Origin of the sequence: Bradyrhizobium sp. ISRA464 (genome assembly GCF_029910095.1) — a bacterium.
In the GTDB taxonomy this organism is placed as follows: domain Bacteria; phylum Pseudomonadota; class Alphaproteobacteria; order Rhizobiales; family Xanthobacteraceae; genus Bradyrhizobium.
Map to the genome: position 1 here is coordinate 4,907,099 of NZ_CP094526.1, position 18,914 is coordinate 4,926,012.

Sequence of the window (18,914 nt, forward strand, 5' to 3'; positions counted from 1 at the left end):
CGCCATCCGTCGTCTCCGCAACATGAGGTGTGCATCACAGGCGGCGCCCTGATCCTGAACAATCTCTATCTGCGGCGTTCGTCGCCGCGGTGATCGAGTAGCCCTTGAGGAAAAGAACAAGTATGAGGGCTACGGCGCGCGCCACTGGATCACGCGACGATTGCGGCGATAGGCTCAGTCACGATGCGGAGCGGCCTCATATTCCAACGGCCGTAGATGCGTCAGCCCTTGCCTTTGACGCGGAAGACCACCGGGAGCGTGAACTTCAGGCCTTCGTCGGCGACCAGCGGTGGCGGTGCGGGGACGGGATCGGAGCGCTTGATCATCGCAAGCGCAGCCTGATCGAACGCCGCATCACCCGACCCCTTCTCGATCGCCATGTCGAGCACATGCCCGAGCCGATCAAGGGTGAAGCTGACATAGATCTCGGCCGACTTCAGCGCGCCGCCAGCGGGGTACTTCTTGTGCTTGTCGAGATGCGCCATCAGCCGCTTCTGCCAGGTCTCACGCGCGCGCCGCAGGGCGTTGCCATTGCCGATGACCGGCGCCACCGAGCGCGGCGCTTCGGGCGCGGCTTCCACGGTCGGCATCGCGGTGGCCTCGGCAGCGACCGACTCCTGCGATGCCGCGGTCTGGACGGCGGCGACCTTCTGCTCTTCTTCGGTCGGCTTCTTGTTGTCGTTCTCGGTCACCACCCGATCGGCATCTTCAATCTCGTTCGGCGTGTCCTTCGGCAGGTCGGTTTCCTTGACCTCGGCCTTTTGCTCGTTGACCTGCGGCGAAGCCACGGACGCATCCGCATCCGGACCGGCCGGCAAATCGGTGACCTCGCGATTTGGCGCCGCCAGTTCGACCCCGACCTCGATGGCCGACACGCCGGAGACGTCCTCCGGCTCCTCCCCATGCAGATTGGTGAGCGCGAGCGCGGCGCCGCCGACATGCAGCACCAGGGCGATCACCGCGGCCGACACCCACAGCGTCCGGGACGGCTTCTGTTCGAGATCGGACATCGGCGTCAGGCCTTCGTCATGGGTTCTGTGTCGTCGGCGCACCCTGCTGCGCCGCCGCATCCGGAACCCCTTCCAGCGCGACCAGCTTGATCTTGGAATAACCGCCCTTGCGCAGGAATTCCAGCACGTCCATCAGTTCGCCATAGGGGACCGCCCGATCGGCGCGCACGAAAATGTACTTGTCCTTGCTCATGTCTGGCATGGCATCGAGCGCATTCACCAGATCGACCCGCTTGACGAAGGTCTCGCCGATCGCGAGCGAGAGGTCCGGCTTGATGCTGACATAGGTCGGCTTGTCCGGCTTCTTGGTCGGCGACGCGGTCGAGGTCGGCAAGTCGATCGGCAGGTCGACGGTCGAGAGCGGCGCCGCCACCATGAAGATGATCAGGAGCACCAGCATTACGTCGATGAACGGCGTGACGTTGATCTCGTGCGATTCCGCGAAATCGTCGTCGGTATCGTTCTCTGCGACCGAGAAAGCCATCGCCTACTCCGCCGCCGCGGCGCGCGCGTGCGAGCCCTGCGGAAGGCTGCCATGGGTGCGGTCGAGATCGCGCGACAGCAGCCGTGCCGCGGCACCCGAGGCGCGGTTGACCAGCTCGAGGTAGGTCTTCGTCACGCGCGAGAAGTGGTTGTAGATGATGACCGCGGGAATCGCTGCGACCAGACCGATCGCGGTGGCAAGCAGCGCCTCCGCGATGCCCGGCGCCACCACCGCGAGATTGGTGGTCTGCGACTTCGAAATGCCGATGAAGCTGTTCATGATGCCCCAGACCGTACCGAACAGGCCGACGAAGGGCGACGTCGCACCGATGGTTGCGAGCAGGCCCATCCCGAGCCGGATGCGACGGGCCTCGGCGCGGACGATCTCGGAGAAGCTCGACGCGGCGCGTTCCTTGACGCCGCTGTCGCTGGAGATCCCGGCAGACAGCCGTCCCTCGCGCATCGCGGCCGCGATGAAGGATGACAGCACATTGCCCTTAGCGCCGAGCGCGAACTGCGCTTCCGCCAGCGAGCGCGATTCACCGATCTTCGCGAGCGCGCCGCGCAGCTTGCTCTGGGCCACGGTCAGCTCGATCATCTTGGCGATGAACACCGTCCAGGTGACCAGCGAGGCGAAGGCCAGGCCGACCATCACCGCCTTCACGATGATGTCGGCATTCAGGAACATGGTCCACGGCGACAATTCGTGCAGACCGGTGGCGGTCGTCTTCAGCGGCCTGCTCTCGCCCCCCGCAGGCGCAGCCGATGGCGCATTGGTCGCGGACGGTCCGGACGTCTGCGCCGGGGTGGTTGCGACCGGAGCCGGGGCGGCCTGCGCTTGCGGCACGGCCGGGGCCGGCTGGGCCACCGGCGTGGGCTGCTGGGCCGCCGGTACCGGCTGGGACTGGGCCACCGGTGCCGCCTGAGGCTTGGCCGCCGGCGCAGCTTGCGCGGCAGGCGCCGTCTGCTGCTGCGCCGAGGCCGGGGCAGCCAGCATCAGCATCGCCAGCGAGGCGACCATGGCGGATGCAGCGCGGAACATGGATGTTTTCATAGTTACACTTCAGCCCAGTGGCGGATCAGGTTGTGATAAATGCCGGTCAATTTGACCGTTTCAGGGTCGTCGCGCCCCAGCCGTTCCACCAGGGCCTGTATTGCCGTATCGAGATCAAAGATCAGGCTGCGCGCGTGCGCATCCCGTACCATGCTCTGCAACCAGAAAAAAGACGCAAGCCGCGTCCCCCTGGTGACCGGCGTGACCAGATGCAAGCTGGACGCAGGATAAAGTACCAGATCGCCTGCCGGCAACTTGATTTCATGCGAGCCGTAAAGGTCTTCGATGACGAGCTCGCCGCCATCGTAATCTTCCGGCTCAGATAAAAACAACGTGACCGACAGGTCGGTGCGGATCCGTATGCCGGTTAATCGGTCGCCGCGCACCGCATTGTCGACGTGCAGGCCGAAATGGTGCCTATCGCTTGCGGCGTACCGATTGAACAAGGGTGGAAAGATTCTAAGCGGGATCGCCGCCGAGATGAAGCGCGGGCTCGCCGACAGCGCGGTCAGGATGCGGTTGCCGAGCTGCCGCGCGACCTCGCTGTCGGGCGGCAGCTGCTCGTTGCGCTTCACCAGCGCGGAGGCTGCTCCGGCCGTCGAGCGGCCGTCTTCCCAATCGCTGGCATCCATGATGCGGCGGAAGTCCGCCACATCGGCTTTACTCAGAACATTGGGAACACAGACCAGCATCGCGACGCTTTGAAACCTCCCTCAGTAACGCGCTGAAACAACCAGATACGCGGCGCGTCCCGGCGCTTCCAGCACGAAGGGTGTCGCGCTCTGGTAGAGCGCATCGTAGTAACGCTTGTCGAAGATGTTGTTGACGAACAGCTTCACGGTCCAGTGCTTGTCGACCTTCGCTTCCGCAAAGGCGTCGAAGCGCCAGTAGCTCGGGATCGAGGTACCCTGGTTCGCCGCGAGCAGCGTGCCGCCATAGACCTTAGAGCGATAGACCGCCTGCCCGCCGATCTCCCACATGTCGGTGAGCTGGTATTTCGAGAGCACGCTGAACGACTGGTGCGCCACGTTGGCAAGCGGCCGCCCGACATTGGTCGGATAGAGCAGCGGCTGCGGCGACGGCGCCAGCGACTTCGTCACCTCGGACTGCATCAGCACGAGGCCGCCGAACACGCTCCATTTATCGGTGATCTTGCCGCCGACGCCGAGATCGATCCCGCGGATGCGGTAGGCAGCGCCGGCCGTGATGCAGGAGACGGTGCCGGTCGTCGGCGGGTTGGTGACTGGATAAGGACATGTCGCGGTACCGGTCGTCGGCGTAATGTTCTGTGCCTCGCGCGCATTCTCCTTTTCGGTCTGGAACAGCGCCGCCGTCACCAGCAGATGACGGTCGAACAGCTCCCACTTGGTGCCGACTTCGATCGCCTTGTTATTTTCCGGCCCGAAGATCTGGTTCGAATTGCCGTTGATCACAGGAGCAAGGCCACCATAGGCCGTGCTGGTGCCGTCGAATTCGGCGCCAATCGGGTTCGACGATGTCGCGTAGGCGGCGTAGACACTGCCATTCGGCGCGGGCTTCAGCGTCAGGCCGAGGTTGAAGTTCGGCAGGCCGAACTCCGCGCTCTGCGCACCGAACCTCGTCGCGCCGCTGACAGTGCCGTACCCGCTGGTGCTGATGTTGTAGTCGTCGTAGCGGATGCCGCCGTTGAGGATCACGAAGTCGTGGTAATTGACGCTGTCGAGCAGATAGACGCTCTTGGTGTCGACCGAGAGATTGGTCGGCAAGCCCGCAAGCGTCGGCGTCGTGGTGAACGGCGTATTGGTGTATTGCGGCGCAAACACGCTGACGCCGGGGATCGATCCGCTGCCCATGAACGGCGTACCGGTCGTCAATTCCGAACTTAGCCCGGTATATTTGTCGATATACGAGGTCTCGCGCGAGATCTCGACGCCGCCCACCGCGGTATGCCTGAAGCCACCAGTATCGAACTTGTAGGTGGCCTCGCTCTGGTTGGCGAGCACATCGGTGACCTGATCGCGGCTCTGCGGATTCATCGTGATCGTCGAAGCCGAGAGCGGGTTCGTGACAACCGGCGATTCGGCGAGCGTACCGATGTAGTCGTTGAGCGAGCGCGATGCCCTGATCTTGTCGCTAAGCACGAGGTCAGGCGTCACCTGGACTTCGGTGTTGACCGTCCCGATGTCCTGCCGGACCTTGAAAAAGTCGCGATTGACAAGGCCGTAGAAATTGTTGCGGGGCGAACCGAAATCCGGGAACGGACCGCCTGCGGTGCTCGTGAAGATGTTTCTCGGCGCCGGCGATCCCGGCCGGTAATACGGCACGCCGAAATCCGGGATGCCGTGCAGGTAGGTGTGCACGTAGTCCGCGGTGACCTTGACCGCGTCGACCGGCGTCCACTTGGTGGCGACGAACGCACCGTTACGGCCGTCGGTGACGTAGTCGCGGCCGGCGACGTTGGCGTCCTGGAACAGGCCGCCGGCACGTACCGCGAATGTCGGGCTGATCACCTGGTTGACGTCGAGCGTCACACGCTTGGTCTGATCGGTGCCAAACGTGGTGTCCATGTTGTAGAAGCTCTTCTCCGCAGTGGCCTGCTTGGTCACGATGTTGATCGCACCGCCGGTGGTGCCGCGACCGGCAAAGGACGAGCCGGGGCCACGCAGGATCTCGACCTGCTCGGTGAAGAAGTTCTCGCGGACGCTGACGCCGGGATCGCGCACGCCGTCGATGAAGATGTCGTTGCGCGCGTCGAAGCCGCGGATGAAGAATCGGTCGCCGAACGCATTGCCGCCCTCGCCCGTGCCGAGCGTCACGCCGGCCGTGCTCAGGATCGCCTGCTTCAGCGTGGTGGCGTTCTTGTCCTCCAGCACTTCCTTCGACAGCACCGTCACCGACTTCGGCGTGTTCAGGATCGGCTCGGGAAATTTGCCCGACGCCTGCAGGTGGTCGACCTTGTAGGGCGCGGCCGCATCCGCGTAGGGGTTGCGGTCGGCGGCAAGGCTGCCGGCATTCGGGAACGGCACCGGCGCAACTTGCGCCTGCTGGTTGCGGCGCGCAGCGCGGCGCAGCGCGGTGCGGGCGCGGACCTGGTCCGGCGTAGGCTTGGATGTTGCAGGACGCGGGCGAGCGACCGGCGCATCGACCGTCACCGGCGGGAGGTTGGTCTGCTGCGCTTCGGCACCCGAAAATGATGCCACCGCGATCAGGCCCGCGACCGCGGAAACCTTCGTACCCGAATAACTCGCATTATCGTCGGCCGAGCCAATCCCCGCATCGAAACGCAGCGACCTCGGCGCCTTTGCATTGCTCATTCCACACGCCCCGAAAATCAAGTTCACCGCGAGACCGAACTGCGACGAACTGTCTCTCGGTTACTGAGCCCAAATTTTCGGGTCAATGCGATCGCTGCAACAACGCGCTTGAATCGCCCCAATTCAAAGGGATTCTAATGTGCAGTCTAAAATCGTTCTAAGTCCAATTTTTAAGCGCTCTAATAATGGTTCTAAAACACAGCGCGGAGTTCTTCCAATGAGGGAGTCGCTGGCATCGGATAGACGTGCCGCAATCAATCCGTGCTTGGCGGCTTCATCAGCGAAAACAGCTCATCGACGGTGCGTTGCGCGACCTGCCGCACACGCTCGGTATTGTCCATCCCCGCGATGTTGACGCCGTTGACGACGGCTTTGATCTCGTCGCGGAAGTCGGTGAGGAAGCGCAGAGGGTCACGCTGCTCGTTGGCGACGCGCGCGATCAATCCCGTGATCAGGATCTGACACGCCATCATACGCCCGTTCAATTCATCCATCACGGCCCTCCCGTCTCGCACCATCGACGCGCGCGATATGAACGACATCGCCCGCCGTTTCAACAGGCGCATGGATCGACGCAAACGAGTTGTTCGACGAATGCGGCGCCGCGGCTATTTCGCGGCGATGCTCTCCGGTCCCTCGCCGAGAGCCTTGATGCGGTCCTTGACCGAGCGGAGCGTGGCTAGTCCGCTTTCGACGTGCGCGTTCGACACGTCGCGCAGCACGTCGCTTGCGATCGCGTCGCGTAGACTATCGAGATCATCCACGAGCTGACGTCCGCGCTTTGTCAGGAACAAGCGATTGGCACGACGATCCCTCGGATCTGGCCGCCGTTCGAGCAGGCCATGCTCGACGAGGCGATCGAGCAGCCGTACCAGCGAGATCGGCTGCAACTCGAGCACGTCTGCAAGATCGACCTGGGACAGTCCCTCCTGCTCGCGCAGGCGGAAGAGCACGATCCATTGCGCACGGGTGGTGCCGCGCGCCTTGGCGCGGTGATCGATGTAGTTGCGTAGCAGCCGCGAACTCTCGACAAGCTGTGCAATAAATTGACGTTTGATATCGGACGACATGGCGCTTCCCAGCCGGGACGTTTCCGTTTGTTTCTGACCTAAACCTTTCCAAATGTTTAGGATTCTCAAGTCGTAGTGTGTTTACACATTAAGTGCACGCATATTATATCCGCAAGCTCTGTGAACCGTTTCCATGACCCTTTATTGTTGGTCCCACCCAAGATTGTTGGTCCAACTCAAGATTGGCCGTCCAAAACCAAGAGCCAACATGTCCAAGTCACGCGCAATTCGTTGGGTTTTACTGATCGCCGCGATTGGCGCTGCGGGCTATTTTGGCTGGCAGAAATACCAGGGCAACAGGCTGGCGGCGGAGGCCGCGCAGAAGCGCGCCGCCACGCGCCCGGCGGTCCCGGTCAAGGTCGCGCCGGTCGAGAAAGCCGATTTCCCGGTCTATCTGACCGGCCTCGGCACCGTGCAAGCCTTCAACACCGTTCAGGTCCGCACCCGGATCGACGGCCAGATCACCAATATCCACTTCAAGGAAGGCCAGTTCGTCAAGGCGGGCGACACGCTGGTCGAGATCGATCCGCGACCGTATCAGGCTGCACTTGACCAGGCCAAGGCCAAGAAGGCGCAGGACGAGGCCAACCTCGCCAATGCCAATCTGGACCTGCAGCGCTACACCAGGCTCGGCGAGTTCGCCACGCGCCAGCAGACCGATACGCAGCGTTCCACGGTGGCCCAGCTGACCGCCCAGATCGCTGCCGACGACGCCGCCATCTTCAACGCGCAGACGCAGGTCGATTACGCAACGGTGAAGTCCCCGATCGACGGGATCGTGGGCCTGCGACTGGTCGATGTCGGCAACATCGTCAACGCTGCGGCCCAGACTGCGATCGTGTCGATCACCCAGATCGAGCCGATTGCCGTGATTTTCACCGCCCCCGAAGACCAGTTGCCTGACATCAAGGCCGCGCTGGCCGTGGCGCCGCCGAAGACCATCGCGCTGTCGACCGACGGCAAGCGGGTCTTGTCGACGGGAACCCTGGCGCTGATCAACAACCAGGTCGACACCACCAGCGGGACGATCCGGCTGAAGGCGGTGTTCGACAACAAGGACCATGCGCTGTGGCCGGGCCAGTCAGTCTCGACCCGGCTGCTGGTCCGAACCTTGAAAGATGCGACCGTGGTCCCAGATGACGCAGTGCAACACGGCACTGACGGCCTTTATGCGTTTTCGGTGAATCAGGACAACAAGGCCGAGCTCCGCAAGATCAAGGTCAGCCAATCAATCGACGGCAAGTCGGTGATCGACGAGGGTCTGTCGCCGGGCCAGCAGGTGATCGTCGCAGGCCAGTACAAGGTCTCACCGGGAACCGTGGTGACGACGGCGGTGGCGAGCTCGGACCAGACTCAGTCGAAGGTTAAAGACGAATGAACGACGGAATTTCCGCACCATTCATTCGCTACCCCATCGGCACCTCGCTGCTGATGGCCGGCATCCTCTTCGTCGGTCTCGTCGCCTATCCGTTGCTGCCGGTGGCGCCGCTGCCGCAGGTCGACTTCCCGACCATCCAGATCACCGCGAGCCTGCCGGGCGCCAGTCCTGAGACCATGGCGACCTCGGTCGCCCAGCCGCTGGAGCGCCAGTTCGCCCAGATCCCGGGCATCGCCCAGATGACCTCGACGAGCTATCTGGGTACCGCGTCGGTTACGATCCAGTTCGACCTCAACCGCAGCATCGACGGCGCGGCCAATGACGTGCAGGGCGCGATCAACGCGGCAAGCGGGCAGTTGCCCAAGAGCCTGCCCTCGCCGCCGACCTACCGCAAGGTGAACCCTGCGGACGCGCCGATCATGCTGCTGTCGGCCACCTCGGACACGCTGCCGCTGATCCGGGTCAGCGACGCCGTCGACGCGCAGCTGGCCCAGCAGATCAGCCAGATCTCCGGCGTCGCGCAGGTTATCATCGGCGGGCAGCAGAAGCCGTCGGTCCGCGTCCAGATCGATCCGGCCAAGCTGGTCGCGAAGGGCCTGTCGCTGGAAGACGTCCGCACCGCGATCGCGAGCGCGACTGTCGACAGCCCCAAGGGCAACATCGACGGCGACAGTCGCGCCTACACCATCTACGCCAACGACCAGTTGCTCAAGGCAGACCCCTGGAACGACGTCATCATCGCTTACCGCAACGGCGGACCGCTGCGGATCCGAGATATTGGTCAGGCGGTTGACGGTCCCGAAGACGCCAAGCAGGCCGCCTGGGCGAACGGCAAGCGCGGCGTGTTCCTCGTCATCTTCAAGCAGCCGGGCGCCAACGTCATCGACACCGTCGACAAGATCAAGGAGGCGCTGCCACGCTTGGTCGCGGCGATCCCGCCGGCGATCAAGATCGACGTCATCAGCGACCGCACCACGACGATCCGCGCCGCCGTCGAGGACGTCCAGTTCACCCTGCTCCTGACCATTTTCCTGGTCGTGATGGTGATCTTCCTCTTCCTCCGCAGCTTCTGGGCGACCGTGATCCCCGCGGTGACGGTGCCGCTCGCCCTGCTCGGCGCCTGCGCGCTGATGTGGATTTTCGGCTACACGCTCGACAACCTGTCGCTGATGGCGCTGACGATCGCGGTCGGCTTCGTGGTCGACGACGCCATCGTGATGCTGGAGAATATCAGCCGCTACATCGAGGATGGCGAAAGGCCGTTGGCCGCCGCCTTCAAGGGGTCAAGCGAGATCGGCTTCACCATCGTTTCGATCAGCGTCTCGCTGGTCGCGGTGCTGATCCCGCTGCTCCTGATGGGCGGCATCATCGGCCGCCTGTTCCGCGAATTCGCGGTCGTGCTGGCGATGACGATCTTCGTCTCGATGTTCGTGTCGCTGACCCTGACGCCGATGATGGCCTCGCGGTTCCTCCGCGCCCACAGCGAGGAGCGGCACGGCCGGTTATACCAGCTCAGCGAGCGCGGTTTCGACGCGATGCTCAACGCCTACCGGGCCGGGCTCGACGTCGCACTGCGCTGGAAGTTCACGACGTTGATGGTGTTCTTCGCAACGCTGGCGCTGTCGATCTACCTTTTTGCGGTCATCCCGAAGGGCTTCTTCCCGCAGCAGGACAATGGGCTGATCACGGCGACTTCGGAAGCCAGCCAGGACATCTCCTTCGCCGACATGAAACGCAAGCAGGAGGCGCTCGGCAACATCGTGTTGCAGGATCCGGCCGTGGCGTCGGTGGCGATGGCGATCGGCGGCAGCGGCCGCGCGGGCAACAACGGCAACCTGTTCATCACGCTCAAGCCGCTGAAGGATCGCGACGCGAACGCGCAACAGATCATAGCCCGCCTGCGGCCGAAGCTCGAGAAGGTCGAAGGCGCCCGGCTGTTCATGCAGGCGGCGCAGGACGTCCGTCTCGGCGGCCGCCCGACCCGCACCCAGTTCGAATTCACGCTGCAGGACGCCAATCTGACCGAGCTGAACGAATGGGCGCCCAAGATCCTGGCCAAGATGCAGACGCTGCCCGAGCTGCGCGACGTTGCGACCGACCAGCAGACCAAAGGCACCACGCTCGAGCTACAGATCAACCGCGACACCGCCTCGCGCTACGGCATCCAGCCGCAGCTGATCGACGACACGCTCTACGACGCCTTCGGCCAGCGCCAGGTGACGCAATACTTCACCCAGCTTAACAGCTACCACGTCATCCTCGAGGTGCTGCCGGAGTTGCAGGGCGCGATCGACACGCTAAACAAGATCTACGTCAAGTCGCCGCTGACCGGCGACCAGGTGCCGCTGTCGACCTTCGCGAAATGGACCAGCGTGCCGGTTCGGCCACTCTCGATCAGCCACCAGGGCCAGTTCCCGGCAATCACCATCTCGTTCAACCTGGCCCAGGGCGTCGCGCTCGGCCAGGCGACGCAGGCGGTGCAGAGGGCGATGGTCGAACTCGGCGCGCCGCCGACCTTGAGCTCGAGCTTCCAGGGTACCGCACAGGCGTTCCAGCAATCGCTGTCGACCGTGCCGCTGTTGATCCTCGCCGCGCTCGTGGTGGTCTACCTGATCCTCGGCATTCTCTACGAGAGCTATATCCACCCGATCACCATTCTGTCGACACTGCCGTCCGCAGGCGTCGGCGCGCTGGCGATCCTGATGGCGGCCGGCTTCGACTTCAGCCTGATCGCGCTGATCGGCATCATCCTGCTGATCGGCATCGTGAAGAAGAACGGCATCATGATGGTCGACTTCGCGATCGCCGCCGAACGCGACGAGCACATGGAGCCGGCGGCGGCGATCCGCCAGGCCGCCCTGCTCCGCTTCCGCCCGATCATGATGACGACGATGGCCGCACTGCTCGGCGGCGTGCCGCTGATGCTTGGCACCGGCACCGGCTCGGAAATCCGCCAGCCGCTCGGCTACGCCATGGTCGGCGGCCTGATCGTCAGCCAGGCGCTGACGCTGTTCACGACGCCCGTCGTCTATCTCTATCTCGATCGGCTCTCCAATGCCTTCGCGAACTGGGGCCGCTCGCAGCGGCCGGGCGACGACGCCCACGACGGCAGGGACGGATCGGTCAAGGAGGCGGCCGAGTGACTTGACTTTGCTCTCCTCCCGGCACATCCGGAAAGACGCTCATTTCGGAGCCGGTGCCGTGAAGATTGTCGCAAAGTCGCTGTTGGTCTTGTTTACCGTGTTCGGCGTGGCCGGCCTCGGCCACGCCGAGGCTACCAAGGGCAAGAATGCGCCCGCGCCAGCCCCTGCTCCCGCCGCGCCCCATGCCGACGCCGCCCCCGCGAACAATCCCGGCTGGGTCGCACGCTGCACCAGCGCAAGCCGCGACGCTCCGCTCGAATGCGCGATGGAGCAGACGGCCGTGCTCAGCAAGACCGGCCAGCTCGTCGTGCTGGTCAATATTCGCGTGCCGGGCGACACCCGTACACCTGTCGCGCTGATCCAGCTGCCGCTCGGGCTCAACCTTCCGGTTGGCGCCAGGCTGCAGATCGACGATGGCAAGACCGCCGACGTGGCGATCCAGACCTGCGAGGCGCGCGGCTGCTACGTCAACACCCCGATCGCCGCCGACATCCTGAATGCTCTGAGATCGGGCAAGCAGCTGAAAGTCTCGTTCCAGAATCTCGCCAAGGAAACGATCACCATCCCGATGTCGCTAACCGACTTCGCGGCGGTGTACGACAAGATCAAGTAGCGGCAACGAGCTCCCGGTCGTCATGCATCACGACCGTCCCCTGCGGAAGCTTGCCGTTGAATTCGGCTGGCCGATTGCCTGTTGCTGAGGGCGGAGACGTAGCTCGCCATTCGTGGGATGGGTGGAGCGAAGCAATACCCATCAACCGTGCTGCGTGAAGGTGATGGGTTTCGCTGCGCCCTACCCATCCTACGATGATCGCCTACGTGCCGAGATACACCTTCTGCACCTGCGGATCGTCGGCGAGCGCCGCCGCGGTTCCCGACAGCACGCTCTTGCCGACCTGCAGCACGGTCGCGAAGTCGGAGACTTCGAGCGCAAGCTCGATCGATTGTTCGGCGAGCAGGATGGTCAGCCCCTCGCGGTGCAGGCGACCGAACGTCTCGTACATGGATTCGACCACCGCGGGCGCCAGCCCCAGCGACGGCTCGTCCAGCATCAGCAGCTTTGGATCGCTCATCAGCGCGCGGCCGACCGCGAGCATCTGCCGCTCGCCGCCGGACATGGTGCCGGCGCGCTGGACGCGACGCTCCTTCAGGCGCGGAAAGATGTCGTAGACGCGCTCCAGCAGCCTCCTGATGCGGCTCTTGTCGCGCAGCGGGGTAGCACCAAGCAACAGATTGTTCTCGACGCTCTGCTGCACGAACAGCCGCCAGCCCTCCGGTGACAGTGCGAGCCCCTTGCGTACGATCGCGAACGCGCTTTGCCCCGCAAGCTGTTCCCCGGCAAAGCTGATCGTTCCGGAATGCACGGGAATCAGGCCCGCGATCGCGTTCAGCGTCGTGGTCTTGCCGCCGCCATTGGAGCCGAGCAGCGCGACGACGCTGCCCGCCGGCACCTCGAGCGAGACATCGGACACGCCGATCAGATCGCCGTAGCGGACCTCCAGATGCTCGATCTTCAGCAGCGGTCCGGTCATGTCGTGGGCCCACCCATCAGCTCGATCGGGGTGTGGCCGGCCGCCACCTTGGCGGCGGCACGGGTGCCGAGATAGGCGGCAATGACCGAAGGATCGGAGGTGACCTGCTGCGGTGTGCCGCGAGCGATCTCCCTGCCCTGATGAAACACCATGACGCGGCTCGCCAGCGACATGATCACTTCCATGATGTGCTCGACGATCACGAGCGTGATGCCGGAGCGATGGATGTCGCGGACGAGGTCGATCGCAAGCTGCACCTCGCGCTGGGTCAGCCCGGCCATGGCCTCGTCGAGCAGCAGGATCCTGGGTTCGGTCGCGAGCGCACGCGCGATCTCGAGCCGCTTGCGGCCCGGCGTGCCGAGCGAGCGCGCCGGCGCATCGGCGAGCCGCTCCATGCCGACCCGCGCCAGCACGGCGCGCGCCTTGGACTCGGCCTCGGCGCGATGGCTGGAGCGCAAGAAGGCGCCGATCATGACGTTCTCGAGCACCGTCATGCCCTCGAAGGTCTGCGGCACCTGGAAGGTGCGCGCGAGTCCGAGCCGCGCCCTCGCCTCCGGCGGCATACTGGTGATGTCGTGACCTTCCAGCAACACGTTGCCGGAGGTCAGTGCGAGGTCTCCGGTCAGGCAGTTGAAGAAGGTGGATTTTCCGGCGCCGTTCGGGCCGATCAGGCCGAGGATGTCGCCCTGCTCGAGCGTGACGCTCGCCGCATCCACGGCCTTGAAGCTGCCGAACGCCTTGGTGATGTCGCGCGCTTCAAGGAGCATTGGTGGCCCCCTTCGTGGAATCGTCCTTCGTCTTCTTGGCCCGCAGGCGGTTAACCAGCGCCAGGATGCCGCCGGGCTGGAAACGCGCGATCAGCACGATGATCGCTCCGTAGACGACAAAGGTCAGGCCGGCGCCCTTGCCGCCGAGCAGGCTGTTGGAGATCTCCTCCAGCGGCACCAGGATCGCCGCGCCGACCAGCGGCCCGAACAGGAGCCCCGCGCCGCCGAGCGCAGCCATGATCAGGATCTTCACCGAGATCAGCAGGCCGAGCCCGGAGTCCGGATCGACGAAGCCGAACATCATCGCGTAGAGCGCGCCGGCAATGCTGGTCAGCCCCGCGCTCAGCATGTAGGCGTACAGCTTGATGCGGCTGGCCGGTGCTCCGAGCGAGCGCGCCGCGCGTTCGGAGTCCTTGACCGCGCGGAGATAAAACCCCATCCGGCTGCTCGCCATCCACCAGGTGATCAGGAGCGTGATCGCGAGGACGGCGAGGAAGAGATAGTAGTACGGCAATGCCGAGATGAAGGAGAGATCGAACACGTTGCGCGGCACGGTCGGGCCGCTCAGGCCGACGGCGGCGCCGAGATAGTCGGTGTTGGTGACGATCAGCCGGGCAAGCTCGGCGACCGCGATCGTCGCCATGCTGAAATAATGCCCCGACAGCCGCAGCGTCGGCGCACCGATCACGGCCGCGATCGCGACGCTGGCGATCAGCCCGACGGGGATTCCGACCAACGGCGACAGCGCATAATGCGCATAGGCCCCCATCGCGGCATAGGCGCCGCAGCCGAAGAACACCGCGTGCCCGACCGAGACCTGGCCGGCATAACCGCCGATGATGTTCCAGGCCGACGCCGCAATCGCATAGAGCAGGACCAGCGCGCCGAGACGCTGCTGGAACGGCGTGGAGAACACCCAGGGGTAAGCCACGACCAGCACGATCGCTATTGCGAGCCAGAAGTTGCGCCGCATCACGTCTTGCCCATCAAGCCCTGCGGCCTGAACCAGAGGAAGCCGAGAAACAGGGCGTAGACCACCATGTCCTTGTAGACGGCGCCGATCAGATAGCCGGACAGCGACTCGATCACGCCGATCAAAAGACCCGCGATCAACGCTCCCGGCACGCTGCCGAAGCCACCCAGCGAAACCGTGACGAAGGCGACGATGCCGAGCGTCTCGCCGACCGTGGGCACGACATAGAAGAAGGTTGCGATCAGCGCCCCGGCAAGCCCGGTGGCGCCCGCCGCGATCGCCCAGGCGATTGCCTGCATGCTATCGGGACGAATGCCCATCAACTGCGCCGCCGTCGAATCCTCGGCGACCGCGAGCATCCGCGAGCCGAGCGTCGTGCGCGTCAACAGCAGATGCAGCCCGAGCGTCACCAACAGCGCGACAACGCCGGCAAGCAGCCGCGAGGCCTCGATGCGGATGCCGAGGACATCGAATGTGCCGCCGACGAGATCTCCCGGCAGCGACAGGAAGTTGGCACCGAACCACCAGAATACGGAATAGCGCAGCAGCAGCGCCAGCCCGAACGTGCCGAGGATCTGCGCCAGCATCGGCCCCTTCATGACGTCGCGGATCAGGCCGAAATAGACGGCGATGCCGAGCGTGGCGAGCAGCAGCGTCGCCAGCGGCGCGCCGACCAGCGGGCCGCCGCCGAGCAGCGTGTAGACCACATAGGCGACGTACATGCCGAGCATGACGAAATCGCCGTGGGCGAAATTGACCACGTTCATCATGCCCCACACCAGCGTCAGGCCGGAGGAGAACAGCGCATAAACGGCCCCGAGCAGGAGGCCACCCACGATCACCTGGACAAGAACAATGGACATGGGTCAGCGTGCGATGTCTAGCGGTTGAATGATCCTGGTCGCCAGCGCTTCAACCGCCTCTCCCATCGGGAGAGGTCTGCGCGCAGCGCCGGGTGAGGGGATCATATCCATCGATAGAGCGAAACCCCTCACCCAATTTGCTCGCGCAAATCGACCTCTCCCAATGGGAGAGGTGCGCACCCGCAGTGCGGCACCGATTTGGGTGGGCTTTGTCATGCTCAAGCGTGCCGCTTCCTCAAGCCGTCGCGATTGACGGCAGACGATCAAGGGCGGAGGCCTGCGCCCCGCCCTCCACATCATCACCAGCCCTTGAAGGGCATGACCGGCGGCTTCACGGCATTCGCCTTCGGGAACACCGCGACGTAGTTCTCGCCGTCCTGCAACTGGATGATCAGGCCGGAGGCCAGGATGTTCTGGCCCTTGTCGTCGAACTTGACGCCCTTGTAGCCGATCATCAGCTGATCGGGCTTCAGGTCCGTCGCCTTCAGCGCGGCCTGTATCTTGGCGGGCTCCGTCGAGCCTGCATGATCGATCGCATCGGCCAGCACGAAGAAGGCCTGCATCTCGCGCGCCGCGGTGTCGTCCATCTCGTCGCCGCTCTTCTCCTTGTAGAGCTTGGCGATGATCGCGGTCGGCGAGCCGGCCGGGCCGACGCTCCAGGACGATCGGTTGAACACGCCTTGCGAGATCTTGCCGACCGCCTTGATGAAGGATGGATCGGAATAGCCGGAATCGTCGGCGAGCAGCATCGGCGGCTTGTAGTCGAGCGCCTGCATGGTCTTGGCGAACAGGATCGCATCCGACGTGTAGGAGATCATGATGACGATGTCGGGCTTCTTGTCCTTGAGCTGCAACACCTGGCTCTGCACGTCGGTCGCGTTGGTGGTGTAGGCGACGTCCTGCGCGATCGGATGCCCCTTCTCCTTGAAGGTCGCGGCGAGGGTGTTGGCAACCGAGACGCCGTATTCGGTGGTGTCATGCACCACCGCGATGGTGTCGGTCTTGGCGCCGGAGGCCTTCATCTCGGTGAAGAAGTCGTAATAGACCTGGGCGAAATCGGTCGCGATCGGCGTGGTGCGGAAGAACCATTTGAAGCCGCGCTCGGTCAGGTTGGACGCAACCGACTCGCCGTTGACGAAGGGAATGCCGTACTTCTCGGCGATTGCGCTTGTCGTCAGCGTGATGCCGGACTGGTAGGCGCCGGTGAGCGCCACCACCTTCTCTTCGGTGATCAGCCGCAGCGCCTGGTTCTGCCCGGTCGCGGGGCTGCCCTGGTTGTCGGCGAACACCACCTCGAGCTTGGCGCCGCCGAGGCCGGCGAGCCCGGCATTCTTGGCGAGCGGGAAATTGCCGAGCTCGGGATGCGCATTGTTGATAATGTCGAGCGCGACCTCGATCGCGGCCTTGGCGTGCACGCCGGCGCTGGCAGCATTGCCGCTTAAGGGAAACACCGCGCCGATCTTGACGGTCTTCTGCTGCGCCATCGCGCCGGAAACCAGACCCATCGCGATCGCGGCCGCGGCAAGCGGCCCGACAAGTTTCGACACTCTCATTTGAACGTCTCCGAGATCCCGTGGCCGTGTTGGCGGGAAACGTTCGGGCAAACTGCCGCCGCCTCCCTCTTTGTTTTTTCTTGGTGTGCCAGCATCGCACGGGCCCCATGAGCCGGCAAGTTAAGGCGCCGCCGCCAGCCAACGCCTGCGACTAAAGTCGCTGCAGCGGGATGTGCAGCGACGATCTTCGCCCGGGTGGTGCGTGCAGTCCGTGCGCGACGAGAGTGCGGACCAGCCGCCGCGGGAGCGTGAAGATTTGGGTAAACAGCTCGGCTGCGCCGAGCGACATCAAGCTCGTGGGTTTGCTGCGAAAGCCGGTGCCGATCGGGCAAAAATCTGGCTGGGGAACCTGGATTCGAACCAAGACAAACAGAGTCAGAGTCTGTTGTGCTACCGTTACACCATTCCCCAAAAATTGCTCAGCAGAGTCAACAGCTTAGCTGGATGACCGGGCAATCTTTGCGGCGACGGCGACTGGCAAATCAGCGCCTCGCGCGAGTGCGGTCCTTCTACCCGCTTGGTCCTAGGCTTGGCAAGTATTGATGATATCTGATTGGCGTCAAATTGCCCTCCTTTGGCGCCCTGGCATCGGCGCGCCGGACCGCCCTTCCCGACGCCCGAAGCGAAGGGGTGGACGCCACCGCTGCATCTGCATGATCTGATCCATCGGCATGTTCTGGCTGAGGTTAGCCATGATCCACAACGATCCGCCGGTCACGAGGAACACGCCATCACGTTGTTGGTGCTGTCTGGCCCCGTCGTGATGTGCAGGAAGAACACAAGATGCACGCCCATCTGTGCGATCGCGAGCACGACGATCGCCACGGGCATCGATCGGTTCCTGGAAAACAATGTCCGGCTGGCGCCAACAACCGGCCGTGAGGCACGCCTAGCTGCCCGCTGCGAGATCGATCAGCGCGATCCCCAGGTCTGGCCGCTTGGTGCGCCTCAACGAGGCCGATGTCTCCGTCATCACGACCTCGAGCGTCGGGCGCACCGTGGCCGCGAGAAGATGCCCGCCTCGGGTCGTACCGTCAGCCAGCCCAAGAACGACGTGCATGTGCAAGCTCGGCCGACCGTCGTCGGCAACCGCGACGTCGCCGATCGCACTCAAGACCTCGCACTGCTCGCGCACCTCGATCTTCTTGTACGTCTTTCGCTCGAGATCAAACCACCCGACCGTCGCCTTCTGGAATGCGCCAATCGCGGTCAGTGACGCAGCCGGTATCTCCAGCTTCCTTGCGATGTCGGTGAGCGCTGCAAACGCCTCTTCACCGGAATCAAGAACCGCGACGTGAACCCGTTGCCCTGCCTCGTCGGCTACAAGCTTGGCTTTCATGAAAGCACCTCTGTCTGATCGCGTTCGCGAACGCTCATGGCGCGCGCTGGCCCAAAGCGGGCTCGCGCTCCTCCCTTGCGGGCACGCTGACATGGACTTCATGGCCCTCCTGGATCGCCAGCGACGCGGCGGCGGCCGCCGACTCGAACGCCGCTTCCTTGGTGGCATATCCGCCGTTCAAATTGCCGTCGTGCAGGACCCCCCATTCGTCGTGCACCGGAACCACCGCGTACTGAGCCAATCCCATCGTCATCTCCTCATCGCATCAATTCAACCGAGCCACATCTCAGGCAGCGTCCTTGCGGTAGCGCTCGCGGGTGACCTCTTCCCCGACGCGCACGGCCCGGCGGTCCCGATAATGGTACTGCAGCACGCCGAAGATCAGCGCCGTCAGAAGCACAAGCGCGCCCACGCCAAATGCGATTTCCCAGCCCATATCCATGGCTCTCTCCATCG

The 18,914-nt window shown here is 64.1% G+C and carries 18 protein-coding genes, 1 tRNA gene and 1 pseudogene; 3 read left to right on the forward strand and 17 right to left on the reverse strand.

Annotated features, from left to right (window positions below; translation table 11 throughout):
* Positions 1-221 precede the first annotated feature (221 nt).
* From MTX19_RS23185 to MTX19_RS23215, 7 genes are all read right to left on the reverse strand, one after another.
* Positions 222-1,010, reverse strand: coding sequence for an energy transducer TonB (locus tag MTX19_RS23185; RefSeq protein ID WP_280972087.1), 789 nt, complete (start codon positions 1,008-1,010; stop codon positions 222-224).
* A gap of 16 nt (positions 1,011-1,026) precedes the next feature.
* Positions 1,027-1,494 (reverse strand): TonB system transport protein ExbD, encoded by a 468-nt coding sequence (exbD, locus tag MTX19_RS23190; RefSeq protein ID WP_280979463.1) that lies wholly within the window; start codon positions 1,492-1,494, stop codon positions 1,027-1,029.
* Positions 1,495-1,497: 3 nt separating this feature from the next.
* Positions 1,498-2,535: a tonB-system energizer ExbB gene (exbB, locus tag MTX19_RS23195; RefSeq protein WP_280979464.1), complete on the reverse strand. Its 1,038-nt coding sequence runs from the start codon at positions 2,533-2,535 to the stop codon at positions 1,498-1,500.
* Positions 2,536-2,549: 14 nt separating this feature from the next.
* The gene (locus MTX19_RS23200; RefSeq protein WP_280985484.1) at positions 2,550-3,239 is read right to left on the reverse strand and encodes a Fe2+-dependent dioxygenase; all 690 of its coding nucleotides are present in this window, start codon (positions 3,237-3,239) and stop codon (positions 2,550-2,552) included.
* Between the two features lie 21 nt (positions 3,240-3,260).
* Positions 3,261-5,840 (reverse strand): TonB-dependent receptor, encoded by a 2,580-nt coding sequence (locus MTX19_RS23205; RefSeq protein ID WP_280979465.1) that lies wholly within the window; start codon positions 5,838-5,840, stop codon positions 3,261-3,263.
* Between the two features lie 254 nt (positions 5,841-6,094).
* Positions 6,095-6,334 carry a hypothetical protein gene (locus MTX19_RS23210; RefSeq protein WP_280979466.1) on the reverse strand — a complete coding sequence of 80 codons (240 nt, stop codon included), beginning with the start codon at positions 6,332-6,334 and terminating at the stop codon, positions 6,095-6,097.
* 114 nt (positions 6,335-6,448) lie between these two features.
* On the reverse strand, positions 6,449-6,910 hold the full coding sequence (locus MTX19_RS23215; protein WP_280979467.1) for a MarR family transcriptional regulator: 462 nt from the start codon (positions 6,908-6,910) through the stop codon (positions 6,449-6,451).
* Between the two features lie 208 nt (positions 6,911-7,118).
* Here MTX19_RS23215 and MTX19_RS23220 point away from each other — a divergent pair, with 208 nt between their 5' ends.
* From MTX19_RS23220 to MTX19_RS23230, 3 genes are all read left to right on the forward strand, one after another.
* The gene (locus tag MTX19_RS23220) at positions 7,119-8,288 is read left to right on the forward strand and encodes an efflux RND transporter periplasmic adaptor subunit (RefSeq protein ID WP_280979468.1); all 1,170 of its coding nucleotides are present in this window, start codon (positions 7,119-7,121) and stop codon (positions 8,286-8,288) included.
* Positions 8,285-11,431 carry a multidrug efflux RND transporter permease subunit gene (locus tag MTX19_RS23225; protein ID WP_280979469.1) on the forward strand — a complete coding sequence of 1,049 codons (3,147 nt, stop codon included), beginning with the start codon at positions 8,285-8,287 and terminating at the stop codon, positions 11,429-11,431. Before MTX19_RS23220 ends, MTX19_RS23225 begins: the two co-directional genes overlap by 4 nt.
* 88 nt (positions 11,432-11,519) lie before the next feature.
* A complete protein-coding gene (locus MTX19_RS23230) occupies positions 11,520-12,044 on the forward strand; it encodes an invasion associated locus B family protein (RefSeq protein WP_280984861.1) in 525 nt (174 codons plus the stop codon).
* A gap of 202 nt (positions 12,045-12,246) precedes the next feature.
* Here MTX19_RS23230 and MTX19_RS23235 read toward each other — a convergent pair whose 3' ends face one another.
* From MTX19_RS23235 to MTX19_RS23280, 10 genes and pseudogenes are all read right to left on the reverse strand, one after another.
* Positions 12,247-12,963, reverse strand: coding sequence for an ABC transporter ATP-binding protein (locus tag MTX19_RS23235; RefSeq protein WP_280972097.1), 717 nt, complete (start codon positions 12,961-12,963; stop codon positions 12,247-12,249).
* Positions 12,960-13,730, reverse strand: a complete 771-nt coding sequence (locus MTX19_RS23240; RefSeq protein WP_280979470.1) for an ABC transporter ATP-binding protein — start codon at positions 13,728-13,730, stop codon at positions 12,960-12,962. Before MTX19_RS23240 ends, MTX19_RS23235 begins: the two co-directional genes overlap by 4 nt.
* Positions 13,720-14,703 carry a branched-chain amino acid ABC transporter permease gene (locus MTX19_RS23245; RefSeq protein WP_280979471.1) on the reverse strand — a complete coding sequence of 328 codons (984 nt, stop codon included), beginning with the start codon at positions 14,701-14,703 and terminating at the stop codon, positions 13,720-13,722. Before MTX19_RS23245 ends, MTX19_RS23240 begins: the two co-directional genes overlap by 11 nt.
* Positions 14,703-15,566 (reverse strand): branched-chain amino acid ABC transporter permease, encoded by an 864-nt coding sequence (locus MTX19_RS23250; RefSeq protein WP_280972100.1) that lies wholly within the window; start codon positions 15,564-15,566, stop codon positions 14,703-14,705. The genes MTX19_RS23245 and MTX19_RS23250 overlap by 1 nt, the downstream gene beginning before the upstream one ends.
* Positions 15,567-15,865: 299 nt before the next feature.
* On the reverse strand, positions 15,866-17,119 hold the full coding sequence (locus tag MTX19_RS23255; RefSeq protein WP_280979472.1) for an ABC transporter substrate-binding protein: 1,254 nt from the start codon (positions 17,117-17,119) through the stop codon (positions 15,866-15,868).
* Positions 17,120-17,456: 337 nt separating this feature from the next.
* A tRNA-Gln gene (locus tag MTX19_RS23260) sits at positions 17,457-17,530 on the reverse strand.
* Positions 17,531-17,759: 229 nt separating this feature from the next.
* Positions 17,760-17,950 (reverse strand): annotated as a pseudogene (locus MTX19_RS23265) (cytochrome C oxidase subunit IV family protein); the annotation flags it as partial.
* A gap of 58 nt (positions 17,951-18,008) precedes the next feature.
* Positions 18,009-18,458, reverse strand: a complete 450-nt coding sequence (locus tag MTX19_RS23270) for a PPC domain-containing DNA-binding protein (protein ID WP_280979473.1) — start codon at positions 18,456-18,458, stop codon at positions 18,009-18,011.
* Between the two features lie 34 nt (positions 18,459-18,492).
* Entirely contained in the window at positions 18,493-18,705 is a 213-nt protein-coding gene (locus tag MTX19_RS23275; protein ID WP_280979474.1) for a hypothetical protein, read from the reverse strand.
* Positions 18,706-18,744: 39 nt separating this feature from the next.
* Positions 18,745-18,900, reverse strand: coding sequence for a hypothetical protein (locus MTX19_RS23280; RefSeq protein WP_280979475.1), 156 nt, complete (start codon positions 18,898-18,900; stop codon positions 18,745-18,747).
* Positions 18,901-18,914: the final 14 nt, after the last annotated feature.